We start from the raw sequence: 12957 nt of genomic DNA, 5'->3' as shown, positions 1-12957 counted from the left end.
GGTATGGCGCATGTGCTTGGCAGCCGACTGCGCGTGGTCGTCGCCGCAGACCCCGGCCTGCCCGAGAGGCGAGCGGGGCGGATCCGCGAACGGTTGCAGCGCGCCCTGGACGCCGCGTTCTCGGTGCCAGTGACCCTTGAGCTGCGCACCGCGATGCTGCGGCTGCGTTCCGATGACGCGCTCGACCCCGCCGACGCGGTCCGCTTCGACGACGAGTACGCGCGGGCGGATGTGCTCCTGCTGCTCACGGAGATGCCCCGGCTGACCGAGGGGCGGCCGCTCATCGCCGACGTGCACCCCGACCAGCAGGTGGCCGTCGTGTCCCTGCCGAGCCTCGGTGTCGCCCGGGTGGGCGCCCGTCTGGTCGACGTGCTGGTCGCGTGTGCGGTGCGCATGGCGCCCGAGTCCGCAGCGACGGGGCACAGCCAGCAGGGCATCACCTGGGCGCAGTGGCAGGTGGCGGACGCGGACACCGGCCAGCTCGCGCTGCACTCGGAGGCCAGCTCGGGCGGCCTGCGCATGGTCGTCGGGATGGTGGCCGGCAACGAGCCGCGCCGGACCGCACCGCAGCTCTCCTCGGCGCTGGCCGCCGCCTCGGCCACGGGCGCCTTCGGCATCTTCTACAGCTCGATCTGGGCGATGTCCGACTATCTGACGACCGTGCGCCTGATCAGCATCGGCGTCCTGGCCATGACGGTGATGGTGTGGTGGCTCGTCGCGAGCAACCGGCTGTGGGATGAACCGGGCCGCGGCGGCGTCGGGAAGGCCCGCGTCGTCCTGCTGTACAACCTCTCGACCGTGCTCACGATCGCGTTGTGCGTGCTCTGGCTCTACGTGATGCTCGTGGTGCTCATCCTGCTCGGCGGGCTGATCGTGATCGACCCGGACTACATGGCCACCGTGATCCGTGGTGATCCCACGTTCTCCTCGTATCTCGATATCGCCTGGCTCAGCGCCGCGATGGGGGTGGTGGCCGGCGCCCTCGGCTCGAACTTCGACCAGCAGACGGACCTGCGGTCGCTGACGCACGGTCAGCGCGAGCGGCAGCGGCGCCGCACCGTCGAGGACGAGGGCACCGCGCAGTCCGGGGCCTGACGGGACGGCCCAGGCGTTTTCGTTCGGGAAACCGTCGCGTCCCCGGCCGCTTGCGTTCGGGAGAACGTCGGGTTCCAGTCCCGGCCCCTCCTTCGCGCCTCGCTGACGGAGTCAGAGGCGTGGGTCGGCCCCGACTGCAACGAGACGGGCGGGACTGCTCCGGGAACCAGCCCGTCTCCTCTCCTGCGTCGGGATCCTGTCTCACCAGTGACAAGGGCTGGCGATGCTCGGGACGCCCAAGACACCCCCGTGACACGGGTCATAGGCGCTACTAGGCTGGGTGGCCAGCCCGCCGCGTGTCGGCACGCGCGGCCGCAGACGACCATCCGGCCAGGAGGTGCCCGATGGGACACGACCGTCTCACGCACGAGAACGTCGCAGGACACGACGGTTTCCCGAACGAAAGCAGCCGGGAACGCAACGGATTCCCGAACGAAAACGCAGGGGGGAGTGACGAGGCCGTCGTCGCCGCGCTCGACGCCCGCCCCGAGATCTCCGGCGAGGCCGACTCCCGCGTCGCCATGACGCCGGCCGCACTCACCCTGCTGCGCCGCCTCATCCCGATCCACGGCCCGCTGATGTTCCACCAGTCCGGCGGCTGCTGCGACGGCTCCTCGCCCATGTGCTACCCCGCCGGGGACTTCAAGACCGGCGGCTCGGACGTCCTGCTGGGCACCTTCGACCTCTCCGCCGCCGCGGACGCCGACGCCCCGGCCGACGGCACCGACCCCGTCCCCGCCGACGCCGCCGAGATCGCGTTCTGGATGTCCGCCACCCAGTTCGAGTACTGGAAGCACACCCACCTCACCCTGGACGCCGTGGCCGGCCGCGGCTCCGGCTTCTCGGTCGAGGCCCCGGAGGGCAAGCGGTTCCTTATCCGCTCCCGCCTGCTCGCACAGGACGCGGCCTGATGGCGCCGACCCTCGCTGTGGGCGCCTACCGGCGCGTCGTGGAGAGGGCACACGAGTCGCTCTCCACCGCTGCGCTGCCGCTGGTCCCGCCCGGGGGCGGCTCCCCGGCCACCGGCTCGAGAACCGGCCCCCGGAGCCCCCGCGTCATACCCGCCGGCACCGCTGACAACGAGAGCCTGCGTGCCGACCTGCAGGGCCTGCGCCGCGAGGTCCGCGAGTCCTGGCTTCGCTCGCTCAGCGGCTTCACGGCCCCGCGCCTGCTCGGTGAGACCGACCCCGCCACCCTCAGCGACGCCGACCTCACCGAGGCCCGCCGTGAGCAGCGCATCGCCGCGGCCCTGCCAATCGTCCGGCGCATGCTCGTGGAGCCCGCAGCGGAGGCCGGCCTGGTCGTCGCGATCGGCAACGAGCACGGACACCTCCTCTGGGTCGAAGGCGACCGCACCGCACTGAACCGCGCCGAGGCCATGGGCTTCGTCCCCGGCGCCGACTGGTCCGAGTCGTCCATGGGCACCTCCGCCCCGGGCGTCGTCCTCGCTACCGGCTCCGCCATGCAGGTCAGCGGCGCCGAGCACCTCAGCCACCGCGTCCACCCGTGGAACTGTTCGGCGGCACCGCTGACGGACCCGGTCACCGGCCGGCTCGTGGGCGTCATCGACCTCACCGGCGGCGACGACGCCGTCAGCCCGCTCGCCCTGCCCCTGCTCCAGTCCACTGCGGACGCCGTGCACGGCGCCTGGCGTGACCTGCCCGCCCCCGCGCACGCCACCACCGGCACCTCCTTCCCGACGACGGCTCCCTCACCTCCGCCCTCCGCTTCGCCGGCACCCGACGGCCCGGCGGCGCCTGCGGCGACCGCGCCCCACCGCCACGCCGCCGCCGGCCTGTTGCGCGTCACCGGCCACCTGCGGCCGATGCTCGACGGCGTCGAGCTGACCGGCCGCCACGCCGAGATCCTCACGCTGCTGGCCTGGCACGGCACGGGCCTGACCGGCGCCGAGCTCGAGGCGGAGCTGTATCCGGAGGAGGGGTCCGTCGTCGGGAAGCGGCGGGCCGTGGCGGAGGGCAGCCGCCCCGCGACGGCCGACGGCGCCGCCCGGGCGATCTCCCTGCGCGCCGAGGTACACCGGCTGCGCCGGACCCTGCAGAATGCCGATGCCCCGGTGGAGCTGCTGTCCCGTCCCTATCGGCTCGCCGGCCACGTGCACGTCGACGCGCTGTGTGCCCGCGACGCCCTGCGCGACGGGGACCTGGACCGCGCACTGCATGCCGCCGCGGGGCCGGTCCTGCCGCGGTCGGAGTCGCCGGGCATCGAGGCGATCCGCGCCGAGCTGGGGGAGGGGCTGCGGGAGGCCGTCGCCCAGGACGCGGACGCCGAGCAGCTCTGGGCCTACCTGGCCCGGCCCGAGGCCCACGACGACGTCGAGCTCTGGGGTGCTGCGCTGAAGCTGCTGCCGGCCGACTCGCCCCGGCGTGCGCTGGCCGTGTCCACACTGGAGAGGCTCGAACGCGAGATCGGCTGAGCGGCCGGCGGACCTGAACCTGGTGCAACCTTCGTGCAACGTCTGAGTGACTAGCTTCACAGTCATGGACGACGGCGCCGCGCGGCGTCACCACCTCAGACGAAGGAGTCAGCACCATGACCGTCTACGCATTCCCCGGAACCGACGGAGCCAAGGTCCAGTTCAAGCCCCGCTACGAGCACTACATCGGCGGCGAGTGGGTCGCCCCGAAGAAGGGCCAGTACTTCGAGAACATCGCCCCGGTGACTGGCAAGGTGTTCACCGAGGTCGCCCGCGGCACCGCCGAGGACATCGACGCCGCGATCGACGCTGGCTGGGCCGCCTTCGAGACCTGGGGCAAGACCTCCGCCACCGAGCGCTCCACCATCCTCCTGAAGATCGCGGATCGGATGGAGGAGAACCTCGAGACGCTCGCGGTCGCCGAGACGTGGGACAACGGCAAGGCCATCCGCGAGACCCTCAACGCGGACGTGCCGCTGGCGATCGACCACTTCCGCTACTTCGCCGGCGCCATCCGCGCCCAGGAGGGCGGCCTGTCCCAGCTCGACGACGACACCACCGCCTACCACTTCCACGAGCCGCTCGGCGTGGTCGGCCAAATCATCCCCTGGAACTTCCCGCTGCTGATGGGCGTCTGGAAGCTCGCCCCGGCCCTGGCCGCCGGCAACTGCGTGGTCCTCAAGCCCGCCGAGCAGACCCCGGCCTCGATCATGGTGCTCATGGAGCTGATCGGGGACCTGCTCCCGGCCGGTGTGGTGAACGTGGTCAACGGCTTCGGCCTCGAGGCCGGCAAGCCGCTCGCCCAGCACCCGCGGATCCGCAAGGTCGCCTTCACCGGCGAGACCACCACCGGCCGCCTGATCATGCAGTACGCCTCCGAGAACATCATCCCGGTGACCCTCGAGCTCGGCGGCAAGTCCCCGAACATCTTCTTCGAGGACGTCATGGACTCCGACGACGCCTTCTGGGACAAGGCGCAGGAGGGCTTCACCCTCTTCGCGCTCAACCAGGGTGAGGTCTGCACCTGCCCGTCCCGCGCGCTGGTCCAGGAGTCGATCGCGGACAAGTTCCTCGAGACCGTGGTGGCCCGCACCGAGAAGATCAAGACCGGCAACCCGCTGGACACCGAGGTCATGATGGGCGCCCAGGCCTCCAACGACCAGCTAGAGAAGATCCTGTCCTACCTGGACATCGGCAGGCAGGAGGGCGCCGAGGTGCTCACCGGCGGTGCCCAGGCCGAGATGGAGGGCGAGCTCGCCGGCGGCTACTACGTGAAGCCGACCATCTTCCGGGGTGACAACAAGATGAGGATCTTCCAGGAGGAGATCTTCGGGCCGGTCGTCTCCATGACCACGTTCAAGGACTTCGACGACGCCATGACGATCGCCAACGACACCCTGTACGGCCTCGGCGCCGGCGTCTGGTCCCGCAACGGCAACACCGCCTACCGGGCCGGCCGCGCCATCCAGGCCGGCCGCGTGTGGGTGAACAACTACCACAACTACCCGGCGCACGCGGCGTTCGGCGGCTACAAGGCCTCGGGCATCGGCCGTGAGAACCACAAGATGATGCTCGAGCACTATCAGCAGACCAAGAACCTGCTGGTCTCCTACTCCGACAACAAGCTCGGCTTCTTCTGAGCCGACCCTACGGTCAGGCGCGGCGACGGCCGACGGTGAGCGGCCGTCGTCGTGCCCCGGGGCCGCCAGGCGACCCCCGAGCGTTGGCGCCGGTGCGACGGGAGGCACCCGGCCCCTGCAGACCATCCCCACCCCCACGTTCAATCCCAGAAGCACCACACTCCACAAGAAAGGTGATTCCCCATGACCGCCATGAAGGCAGCAGTCGTCACCCGGTTCGGCAACGAGACCGAGGTCAAGGAGGTCGAGCGCCCGACGCCCGGCCAGCACCAGGCACTCGTGAAGCTCATCGCCTCCGGCGTCTGCCACACGGACCTGCACGCGATGGAGGGCGACTGGCCGGTGAAGCCGACCCCGCCGTTCATCCCCGGCCACGAGGGCGTCGGCATCGTCGAGGAGGTCGGCCCGGACGTGGACAACGTCAAGGTCGGAGACATGGTCGGCAACGCCTGGCTCTGGAGCGCCTGCGGGCAATGCCAGTACTGCCGCACCGGCTGGGAGACGCTCTGTGAGGAGCAGCTCAACGGCGGCTACTCCACGGACGGCTCGTTCGGCGAGTACATGCTCGTGGACACCCGCTACGCGCCCGTCATCCCAGAGGGCTCGGACCCGATGGAGGTCGGCCCGCTCCTCTGCGCCGGCGTCACCGTGTACAAGGGCCTGAAGGAGACCGAGGTGCGGCCCGGCCAGTGGGTCGTGATCTCCGGCATCGGCGGCCTCGGGCACATCGCCGTGCAGTACGCGGTGGCCATGGGCATGCGCGTGGTGGCGGTGGACGTCGCCGACGACAAGCTCAAGCTCGCCGAGCAGCACGGCGCCGAGGTCACCGTCAACGCGAACGTGGCCGACCCGTCCGTGGAGATCCAGGAGAAGATCGGCGGCGCCCACGGCGTGCTCGTCACCGCGGTGCACCCGCAGGCGTTCGGCCAGGCGATCGCGATGACCCGCCGGGGCGGCACCATCGTCTTCAACGGCCTGCCGCCGGGAGACTTCCCGGCCCCGATCTTCGACATCGTCCTCAAGGGCCTGACCATCCGCGGCTCGATCGTCGGTACCCGTCAGGACATGGTCGAGGCGCTCGAGTTCTACGCGGCCGGTAAGATCAAGCCGACGTTCCACACGCGCCCGCTCGGCGACGTCAACGCGGTGTTCGACGAGATGCGGCACGGCAAGATCGACGGCCGCGTGGTGATCGACTACGCGTTGGAGGACTGAGGCTTCCAGCGCAACGTCCCAACGCCCCGATCCGGGCCCGCTGTCGTGTTTGGGCCGGTGGCAGGAGGCAGGAGGCGTTGTCGCTCGCGAAAGGGGAGGCGGGGCGTCTCGTTCCACCGGCGAGAACAGGAAGGGACGGCTTTCCCACGTCGGCCACGCGCCTCGGCCCGTCTCCTCGCCTCCTTGAGTCGGCGCGCTCACCGGCATACTGGTCGGGAGCGGTGCTCACCGTCCGCGGACTCCGCCGCACCGCAACCCGCCCTGCGCCCTGCAGGCTCACCGCTTCGAAGGAGCAGCATGACCGAGAACGTCGCCCCGACCACCCCGGCCGAGGCCGGCGGCGAGCCCGAGTCCCTGAAGTCGGTCGTCGCTCGGCTGGAGGAGATCTACGTCAACGACCCGGCCGTGAAGGACCACGGCGTCACCCTCGGTGAGGTCTCCGAGGGCGCCGTGACCCTGCACCGCGAGGTCACCGCGGACATGGTGAACTCGCACGAGATCTGCCACGGCGGCTTCCTCTTCCACCTCGCGGACACCGCCCTGGCGTACTGCGTGGCGACGTTCGGCGCCGCGCCGGTCACCCGTCGCGCGGAGATCACGTACATCGCCCCGGCGCCGCTGGGCGCCACGTTGACGGCGAGCGCGCGGCAGTCCGTTGAGTTCGGCTGTGACCGCATGATCGAGGTGCGCATCGAGGCCGACGGCGTGCTCGTCGCGTGGTTCACGGGCCACTCGACGAGCCCGCGCCCGCGCTCCTGAGGCGGGGCACCGGGGCGGCGGTCCGTGGGCGGGCGGCCCCGGACTCGGCGGCCCCGCCGCTCAGAGGTGCCGGGCGGCCAGCCGCGTGAGGCTGGCCTGAATGCCGTGGGCGTTCTCCCGGTCCAGGCGCAGGCGCTCGAACACGGTGCCGACGACCGGCCGGGCCCAGGAGTAGTCGAAGATCTCCGTGACCTGCGTGCGGGTCGCGTCGACCGGCTCGAACTCCCAGCGCCACCGGTGCCCACCGGGGTGCGCCCACTCCACGAGGCGCCCCTCATCGCTGGCGGTGCAGGTCAAGGCCATCGTGTAGGGCAGGCCGTATTTGCGCATCGCGACGCGGAACCGGTCTCCCGCGGTCAGGCGGTGCGGCCCGGTGACCCGCTGCTTCACGGTGCCCGAGCCGTCGATCTCGTGGTGGCGGTGCGGGTTCGCGAGCAGCGCCCACAGCTCGTCGGCCGGGGCGTCGACGGTCACGGTGTAAGCGACCTGCCGCTCGCCCACGTCGACGCGCTGCGGCCACGCGGCCTGCTTTGCGGCGGCGGGCAGCGGGGCGCCGCTCTCGGGGCGGGCGTCGTCGGTCTGTCGCGGGGTCGGGTCCGGTGCGCTCTGGCTCATGCGCTCCAGTCTAGGAAGCCGGTGCACGCCGTGGCACGATGACGGCACGGACGGCGACCACGGTGGCCGACCGCAGACGGCCACGTTCGAGAACAGGAGAGTCCCCGTCATGGCAGAGACTCAGCCCGCCCAGTGGTCCGTTCAGGCGGACCGGTTCGTCGCCGCCCGGCCCGAGACGCTCTGGCGCGTGATCACCGACCTCGAGGGCATGGCCGAGCACCTGCCGGGGATCATCGCGCTCGAACGGCTCTCCGATGACGGCCCCGGCGCTTATCGTCCCGGCACGCGCTGGCGCGAGACGCGCCGCGTTTTCGGGCAGCAGGCCACCGAGGAGATGGAGGTCGTCGTCGCCGAACCGCACCGCCGGACCGAGATCCTGGCGGTCAACCGCGGGGTCCGGTACGAGACGGGCTTCCGGCTCGACCCGGCCGGCAACGGCCCCGCGCCGCAGGCCACCCAGCTGCGGTTCTTCTTCACCGCACGCCCGGACGCGGCAGCGGTGCCCGCAGGCTCCGGGCTCGGCGCGCGACTGCGCCGGGCCGCTGGGCGGGCCCTCGAGCGCGCGAGCGCCCCACTGGGTGCCGCCGCCACCCGGCGCCAGATGGTCCAGGAACTGGAACACATCGGGCGCCGGGCCGAGCACCTGGCCGCCGGCGGGGCCTGAACCTCACCGCCCGTAGCGGGTCAGCCGCAGCGAGTTGAGCACCACGAGCACCGAGGAGGCGGCCATCGCGCCTCCGGCGATCATCGGGTTCAGCAGTCCAAGGGCGGCGACCGGGATGCCGAGCGTGTTGTAGGCGAACGCCCAGAACAGGTTCATGCGGATGATCCCGAGGGTCCGCTGGCTCAGCTCGAGCGCCTGCACCACCTGGGTCAGGTCGGAGCCCATCACGGTGATCTGCGCGGCCTGACGGGCCACGTCCGTGCCGGTCCCCATCGCGATGCCCACGTCCGCGCGGGCCAGCGCCGGGGCGTCGTTCACGCCGTCGCCGACCATCGCGACGGTCGCACCCTCGGCCTGCAGCCGAGCGACGACCGCCACCTTGTCCTCGGGGCGCACACCCGCGACGACGTCCTCGGCCGCGATGCCGACCTGAGCGGCCACGGCCCGGGCGACGGCGGCGTTGTCACCGGTCACGAGCAGCGGCCGCAGGCCCATCCGGCGCAGCCGGCCGATCGCGTCGGCGGAGGTCTCCCGCACGGTGTCCTCGACCGCCAGGTGCCCCGCGAGCCGGCCGTCGACGGCCACCCACACCGCGGTGCGCCCGGCGGCTTCGCTGGCCTCGAAAGCCGCCGCCGCGTCCGCGCTGATCGCCTCGGGGCCCAGCAGGGAGCCGATGAACGAACCGCGGCCGACCGCCACGCGCAGCCGTCCTCCGTGACCGTCCGCGACGAGGGCGTGCACGCCGCCACCGGCCTCGGAGGCAAAGTCGACGGCCTCGGGCAGGGCCAGCCCCCGCTCCCGGGCCGCGGCCACGACCGCGCGGGCGATCGGATGTTCGGAACCGTCCTCGACCGCTGCCGCCAGGGCGAGCAGCGCGTCGTCGGCCGCCACGGGGGAGCCGGGTGCGCGGGCGGCCTCGGCCAGGCGCATCTCACCGCGGGTGACGGTGCCGGTCTTGTCGAGCACGATCGTGTCCACCGTGCGGGAGTCCTCGAGCACCTCGGGGCCGCGGACCAGGATGCCCAGCTGCGAGGCCCGCCCGGTGCCGGCGAGCAGGCCCACCGGGGTGGCCAGGCCGAGCGCGCAGGGGCAGGCGATCACCAGGACGGCGACGGCGGCGCGCAGGGCGCTCGCCACGTCGCCGTCGCTCACGCCCATCCAGGCCAGGAAGGTGAGGGCGGCGATGGCCAGGACGATCGGCACGAACACCGCGGACACACGGTCGGCCACGCGGGCGACGCGGGCCTTGCCGGTCTGGGCTTCGGCGACGAGTTGTCCCATCTGGGCCAGTGTCGTCTCCGAGCCCACCCGCGTCGCCCGCGCGAGCAGTCGGCCGGTCAGGTTGACGGTGGCCCCGGTCAGCTCGGCGCCGGCTCCGACCTCGACGGGCACGGATTCGCCCGTCAGCAGCGAGGTGTCCACGGCGGAGCGGCCCTCGAGCACGACGGCGTCCGTCGGGACCTTCTCGCCGGGCCGCACGAGCATGACGTCTCCGGGGCGCAGCGATTCGGCGGGCACGAGCCGTTCCTCACCGACGGGGCGGCCCGTCGCGTCCAGGTCGACCAGCGTGGCCCGGGCGGCGCCGAGGTCGAGCAGCGCGCGCAGCGCCTGGCCCGCTCGGGACTTCGCACGGGCCTCGAGCCAGCGCCCGAGCAGCAGGAACGTCGTGATCACGGCGGCGGACTCGAAGTACAGGCTGTGGTGGGCCATCTCCGCCATGCCGCCGCCGACGTGTGCCGTCATGGCGGGGTCGAGCAGCAGCTCGACCGTCGAGTAGCCCCACGCCGCGAGCACCCCGATGGAGACGAGCGTGTCCATCGTGGAGGAGCCGTGGCGGGCGGTGCGGGCCGCGGCCGCGTGGAACGGCCAGCCCGACCACAGTACGACCGGCGTGGCCAGGGCGAATGCGGCCCAGCCCCAGTGCGGGAACTGAGCGCTCGGAACCATCGAGATCACGACGAGCGGGACGGTGAGCACCGCCGCCACGATCAGCCGTGGCACGAGCACCGACCGGGAGGGGCCGTGGTCCATATGGCCCTCGGGGGAGGACGCGTCGTCGTGTCCGGTGTGCGCCGGTGCGCCGTCACCGTCAGCGGCGTGGGACTCGGCGGAGGCGGGGTCCTGAGGGGGGCGGTGCGTCGCGGGGTCTGCGCGCACCGTGGCCGAGTACCCGGCCGCCGCGACCGTCTCGAGCAGCCGTTCGTCTTTCACGTCCGCGGGGGCGGTGACGGTGGCCTGCTCGAGCGGCAGGTTGACGGTCGCCTCGACGCCGTCGATCTTCCCGAGCTTGCGCTCGACGCGGCGCACGCACGAGGCGCACGTCATGCCCTGGATATCGAGGGTGATGCGGCGAGCCTCGGGGACGGCCGCAGCGGCGGGGGAGGCGGGTCCTGCTGTGTCGGGGTCCATGGCTCAGCCCTCGACCACGTCGTACCCGGCCTCGGCGATCGCGGCGCGCACGGCGGCGTCGTCGACCGGACCCTCGGCGCTCACGCGGGCCGTCGAGGTGCCTCCGGCGACGAGGTCGACCTGCACGTCGGTGACGCCGGGGACCTCGCCGATCTCCTCGGTGACGGAAGCGACGCAGTGGCCGCAGGTCATGCCGGTGATCGAGTAGTCAGCGGTGGTCATTGTCGGTGCTCCTTCGGTGGTGTGTCGGTGGTTCGGGTGTTCTGTCGGAACGGACGGCGGTGCCGTCCGGGGGTGTGGTGTGAGTCGGGCGCCGCCTAGCGCAGCAGGCGGCCGATCGCGCGGGTGGCCTCCTCGACCTTCGCGTCCACGAGCTCGGCGCGGCCGGTCTGCTCGGCCTCGACCGCGGCGTCGGCGACGCAGTGCCGCAGATGGTCCTGCACGAGGGCCAGGCTGACCGACTGCAGCGACTTCGTGGCGGCCGCGACCTGCGTGAGGATGTCGATGCAGTAGACGTCCTCGTCGACCATGCGGGCGATGCCTCGCACCTGCCCCTCGATGCGCTTCAGGCGCGTGAGGTAGGCCGCACGTTGTGGTCCGTAGCCGTGCTGGTGCCCGTCGGCGTGCGGGGTGTTCTCGGTGGCGTTCACGAGGCCGAATCTATACCCCAGGGGGGTATATGGCAAGGGGTGGGGTCGATGTTCCCGGGTCACCGCCGACGCGGCTGCCGTGACGGGTGCGTCCGCCCCGGGGCGCGGTGTGGGTCAGAATGGACGGCATGTCCGTTCCGTCCCCGGCCGATGAGCATGTGCGCGCCCTGATGCCCGACCCTGACCCGGAGTTCGCCGCGGCGATCGTGTGGGCTCGCGGCGACGACCTCGTCCTCGGCCACGGCGGCGTGACGGTGTTGCTCGACGGTCCGCGGCGGCTGACGCGTCTGTCCGCGTTGTGGCGGCGCGCGGTCGAGGCCTCCGAGCTCGCCCCGGACGACCGGGCGCGGGCCTGGGTCTCGAGCACGTTCGCCGACGACTCGCGGGAACCTGCCGTTCTGCGCGTCCCCGCGACGTGGATGCGGGTGAGCCGGGACGTGCAGGGTCGTCCACAGACCGAGTCGACGCGTCAGGCGGTCACGGAGGCGGCGCTCGCGCAGGCCGTCGCCGAGGATCCCCGGGCGCGGCTGCTGCGATCTGCCGCCCCGCCGCTGCCGGACGCTCAGGAGCACGCATGGGACGACGGGCAGTATGCGCGGGCGGTCGAACGGATCCTGGACCTGCTGGACGAGGACGCGGCGACCGGGCTGCGCAAGGTCGTCATCAGCCGCACCGAGACGCTCGCGACCACGGCGCGGGCGTTGTGGCGCGCCGTTGACGCCCTGCGTTCCGAATACCCGCAGACCTGGGTGTTCGCCGTCGGCGGCCTGCTCGGGGCCACCCCGGAGATGCTGGCCACCCTGCGGGACGGGCGCGTCGGGTCCGTCGTGTTGGCCGGGTCCATGGGGCGCGGGGCGACGCCCGAGGCCGATGCGGCCGCGCGGGAGCGCCTGGCCACGCATGAGCGGCTCGCGGACGAGCATCGCTGGGCCGCGCGCAGTGTGTGCGACGCGCTCGCCGACGTCGTGGACCTCGATGAGGCCCACCCGGAGCCGTCTGTGCTGACGCTGCCGAATGTCCACCACCTGGCCACGTCCGTGACCGGTCGGCTGACCGGCGGGGAGGGCACCGTGCTCGACGTCGTCGCGCGCATGCACCCCACGGCCGCGGTCGGCGGCACCCCCACGGATGCGGCCGTCGAGGTGATCGGTCGGGTCGAGCCGGTGGACCGGGGTCGCTACGCCGGCCCCGTCGGCTGGCTGGACCAGGACGGGGACGGGGAGATCGCGTTGGCCCTGCGTTGCGCTCAGCAGGTGCGGGCGGCGGAGCCCGACCCGGACCTTTCGGCCGTCATGCGCCTGCATGCCGGCGGCGGCATCGTGGCCGGGGCGGTCGCGGAGGAGGAGGTCGCGGAGATCGGGGCCAAGTTCTCACCCATGCGCCGCGCGCTCGGCCTGGGCTGACCTCGCAGGGGCCCGGAGGGGATCGGAGCGCAGACACGAGTTGGGGGCCCGCACGGTGCGGGCCCCCAACTGG

The 12957-nt window shown here is 72.5% G+C and carries 12 protein-coding genes; 8 read left to right on the top strand and 4 right to left on the bottom strand.

All coding sequences use genetic code 11. The annotated features are described in order from the left end of the window. Positions 1-3: 3 nt before the first annotated feature. From HDA30_RS07945 to HDA30_RS07920, 6 genes are all read left to right on the top strand, one after another. Entirely contained in the window at positions 4-1095 is a 1092-nt protein-coding gene (locus HDA30_RS07945) for a hypothetical protein (RefSeq protein WP_184241686.1), read from the top strand. 521 nt (positions 1096-1616) lie between these two features. Further along, a complete protein-coding gene (locus tag HDA30_RS07940; protein WP_246418888.1) occupies positions 1617-2006 on the top strand; it encodes a DUF779 domain-containing protein in 390 nt (129 codons plus the stop codon). Next, the gene (locus HDA30_RS07935; protein WP_184241682.1) at positions 2006-3529 is read left to right on the top strand and encodes a GAF domain-containing protein; all 1524 of its coding nucleotides are present in this window, start codon (positions 2006-2008) and stop codon (positions 3527-3529) included. The genes HDA30_RS07940 and HDA30_RS07935 overlap by 1 nt, the downstream gene beginning before the upstream one ends. A 116-nt stretch (positions 3530-3645) precedes the next feature. Continuing rightward, positions 3646-5169 carry an acetaldehyde dehydrogenase ExaC gene (exaC, locus tag HDA30_RS07930; protein WP_184241680.1) on the top strand — a complete coding sequence of 508 codons (1524 nt, stop codon included), beginning with the start codon at positions 3646-3648 and terminating at the stop codon, positions 5167-5169. 183 nt (positions 5170-5352) lie between these two features. Then, positions 5353-6384: an alcohol dehydrogenase AdhP gene (gene adhP, locus HDA30_RS07925; RefSeq protein WP_184241678.1), complete on the top strand. Its 1032-nt coding sequence runs from the start codon at positions 5353-5355 to the stop codon at positions 6382-6384. Between the two features lie 297 nt (positions 6385-6681). After that, positions 6682-7143 (top strand): hotdog fold thioesterase, encoded by a 462-nt coding sequence (locus HDA30_RS07920; RefSeq protein ID WP_184241676.1) that lies wholly within the window; start codon positions 6682-6684, stop codon positions 7141-7143. A gap of 60 nt (positions 7144-7203) precedes the next feature. Here the strand turns inward: HDA30_RS07920 and HDA30_RS07915 are convergent, their stop codons facing one another. Further along, positions 7204-7758 (bottom strand): SRPBCC family protein, encoded by a 555-nt coding sequence (locus HDA30_RS07915; RefSeq protein WP_184241674.1) that lies wholly within the window; start codon positions 7756-7758, stop codon positions 7204-7206. 109 nt (positions 7759-7867) lie between these two features. Here HDA30_RS07915 and HDA30_RS07910 point away from each other — a divergent pair, with 109 nt between their 5' ends. Continuing rightward, entirely contained in the window at positions 7868-8422 is a 555-nt protein-coding gene (locus tag HDA30_RS07910) for an SRPBCC family protein (RefSeq protein WP_184241672.1), read from the top strand. 3 nt (positions 8423-8425) lie between these two features. Here HDA30_RS07910 and HDA30_RS07905 read toward each other — a convergent pair whose 3' ends face one another. The 3 genes from HDA30_RS07905 to HDA30_RS07895 all read right to left on the bottom strand — a co-directional run bounded on the left by HDA30_RS07905 (position 8426) and on the right by HDA30_RS07895 (position 11481). Then, on the bottom strand, positions 8426-10831 hold the full coding sequence (locus HDA30_RS07905) for a heavy metal translocating P-type ATPase (RefSeq protein WP_184241670.1): 2406 nt from the start codon (positions 10829-10831) through the stop codon (positions 8426-8428). Positions 10832-10834: 3 nt separating this feature from the next. Next, a complete protein-coding gene (locus HDA30_RS07900) occupies positions 10835-11053 on the bottom strand; it encodes a heavy-metal-associated domain-containing protein (protein ID WP_158496317.1) in 219 nt (72 codons plus the stop codon). A 95-nt stretch (positions 11054-11148) separates the two neighbouring features. Continuing rightward, positions 11149-11481: a metal-sensitive transcriptional regulator gene (locus HDA30_RS07895; RefSeq protein ID WP_343059333.1), complete on the bottom strand. Its 333-nt coding sequence runs from the start codon at positions 11479-11481 to the stop codon at positions 11149-11151. Between the two features lie 128 nt (positions 11482-11609). On the opposite strand from HDA30_RS07895, the gene HDA30_RS07890 reads away from it, so the two are divergent. After that, positions 11610-12884 (top strand): isochorismate synthase, encoded by a 1275-nt coding sequence (locus HDA30_RS07890; RefSeq protein WP_184241668.1) that lies wholly within the window; start codon positions 11610-11612, stop codon positions 12882-12884. Positions 12885-12957 lie beyond the last annotated feature (73 nt).

It is taken from the genome of Micrococcus cohnii (genome assembly GCF_014205175.1).
In the GTDB taxonomy this organism is placed as follows: Bacteria; Actinomycetota; Actinomycetes; order Actinomycetales; family Micrococcaceae; genus Micrococcus; species Micrococcus cohnii.
The sequence above is the reverse complement of the archived record's forward strand: the minus strand, read 5'-3'. Positions and strand labels throughout refer to the sequence as shown.

What these genes read in the sequence shown, in the direction of transcription:
- HDA30_RS07900 (WP_158496317.1), bottom strand. Translation starts at nt 11,053, where the DNA reads ATGACCACCGCTGACTACTCGATCACCGGCATGACCTGCGGCCACTGC.
- adhP (WP_184241678.1), top strand. Translation starts at nt 5,353, where the DNA reads ATGACCGCCATGAAGGCAGCAGTCGTCACCCGGTTCGGCAACGAGACC.
- HDA30_RS07920 (WP_184241676.1), top strand. Translation starts at nt 6,682, where the DNA reads ATGACCGAGAACGTCGCCCCGACCACCCCGGCCGAGGCCGGCGGCGAG.
- HDA30_RS07890 (WP_184241668.1), top strand. Translation starts at nt 11,610, where the DNA reads ATGTCCGTTCCGTCCCCGGCCGATGAGCATGTGCGCGCCCTGATGCCC.
- HDA30_RS07940 (WP_246418888.1), top strand. Translation starts at nt 1,617, where the DNA reads ATGACGCCGGCCGCACTCACCCTGCTGCGCCGCCTCATCCCGATCCAC.
- HDA30_RS07915 (WP_184241674.1), bottom strand. Translation starts at nt 7,758, where the DNA reads ATGAGCCAGAGCGCACCGGACCCGACCCCGCGACAGACCGACGACGCC.
- exaC (WP_184241680.1), top strand. Translation starts at nt 3,646, where the DNA reads ATGACCGTCTACGCATTCCCCGGAACCGACGGAGCCAAGGTCCAGTTC.
- HDA30_RS07945 (WP_184241686.1), top strand. Translation starts at nt 4, where the DNA reads ATGGCGCATGTGCTTGGCAGCCGACTGCGCGTGGTCGTCGCCGCAGAC.
- HDA30_RS07905 (WP_184241670.1), bottom strand. Translation starts at nt 10,831, where the DNA reads ATGGACCCCGACACAGCAGGACCCGCCTCCCCCGCCGCTGCGGCCGTC.
- HDA30_RS07910 (WP_184241672.1), top strand. Translation starts at nt 7,868, where the DNA reads ATGGCAGAGACTCAGCCCGCCCAGTGGTCCGTTCAGGCGGACCGGTTC.
- HDA30_RS07935 (WP_184241682.1), top strand. Translation starts at nt 2,006, where the DNA reads ATGGCGCCGACCCTCGCTGTGGGCGCCTACCGGCGCGTCGTGGAGAGG.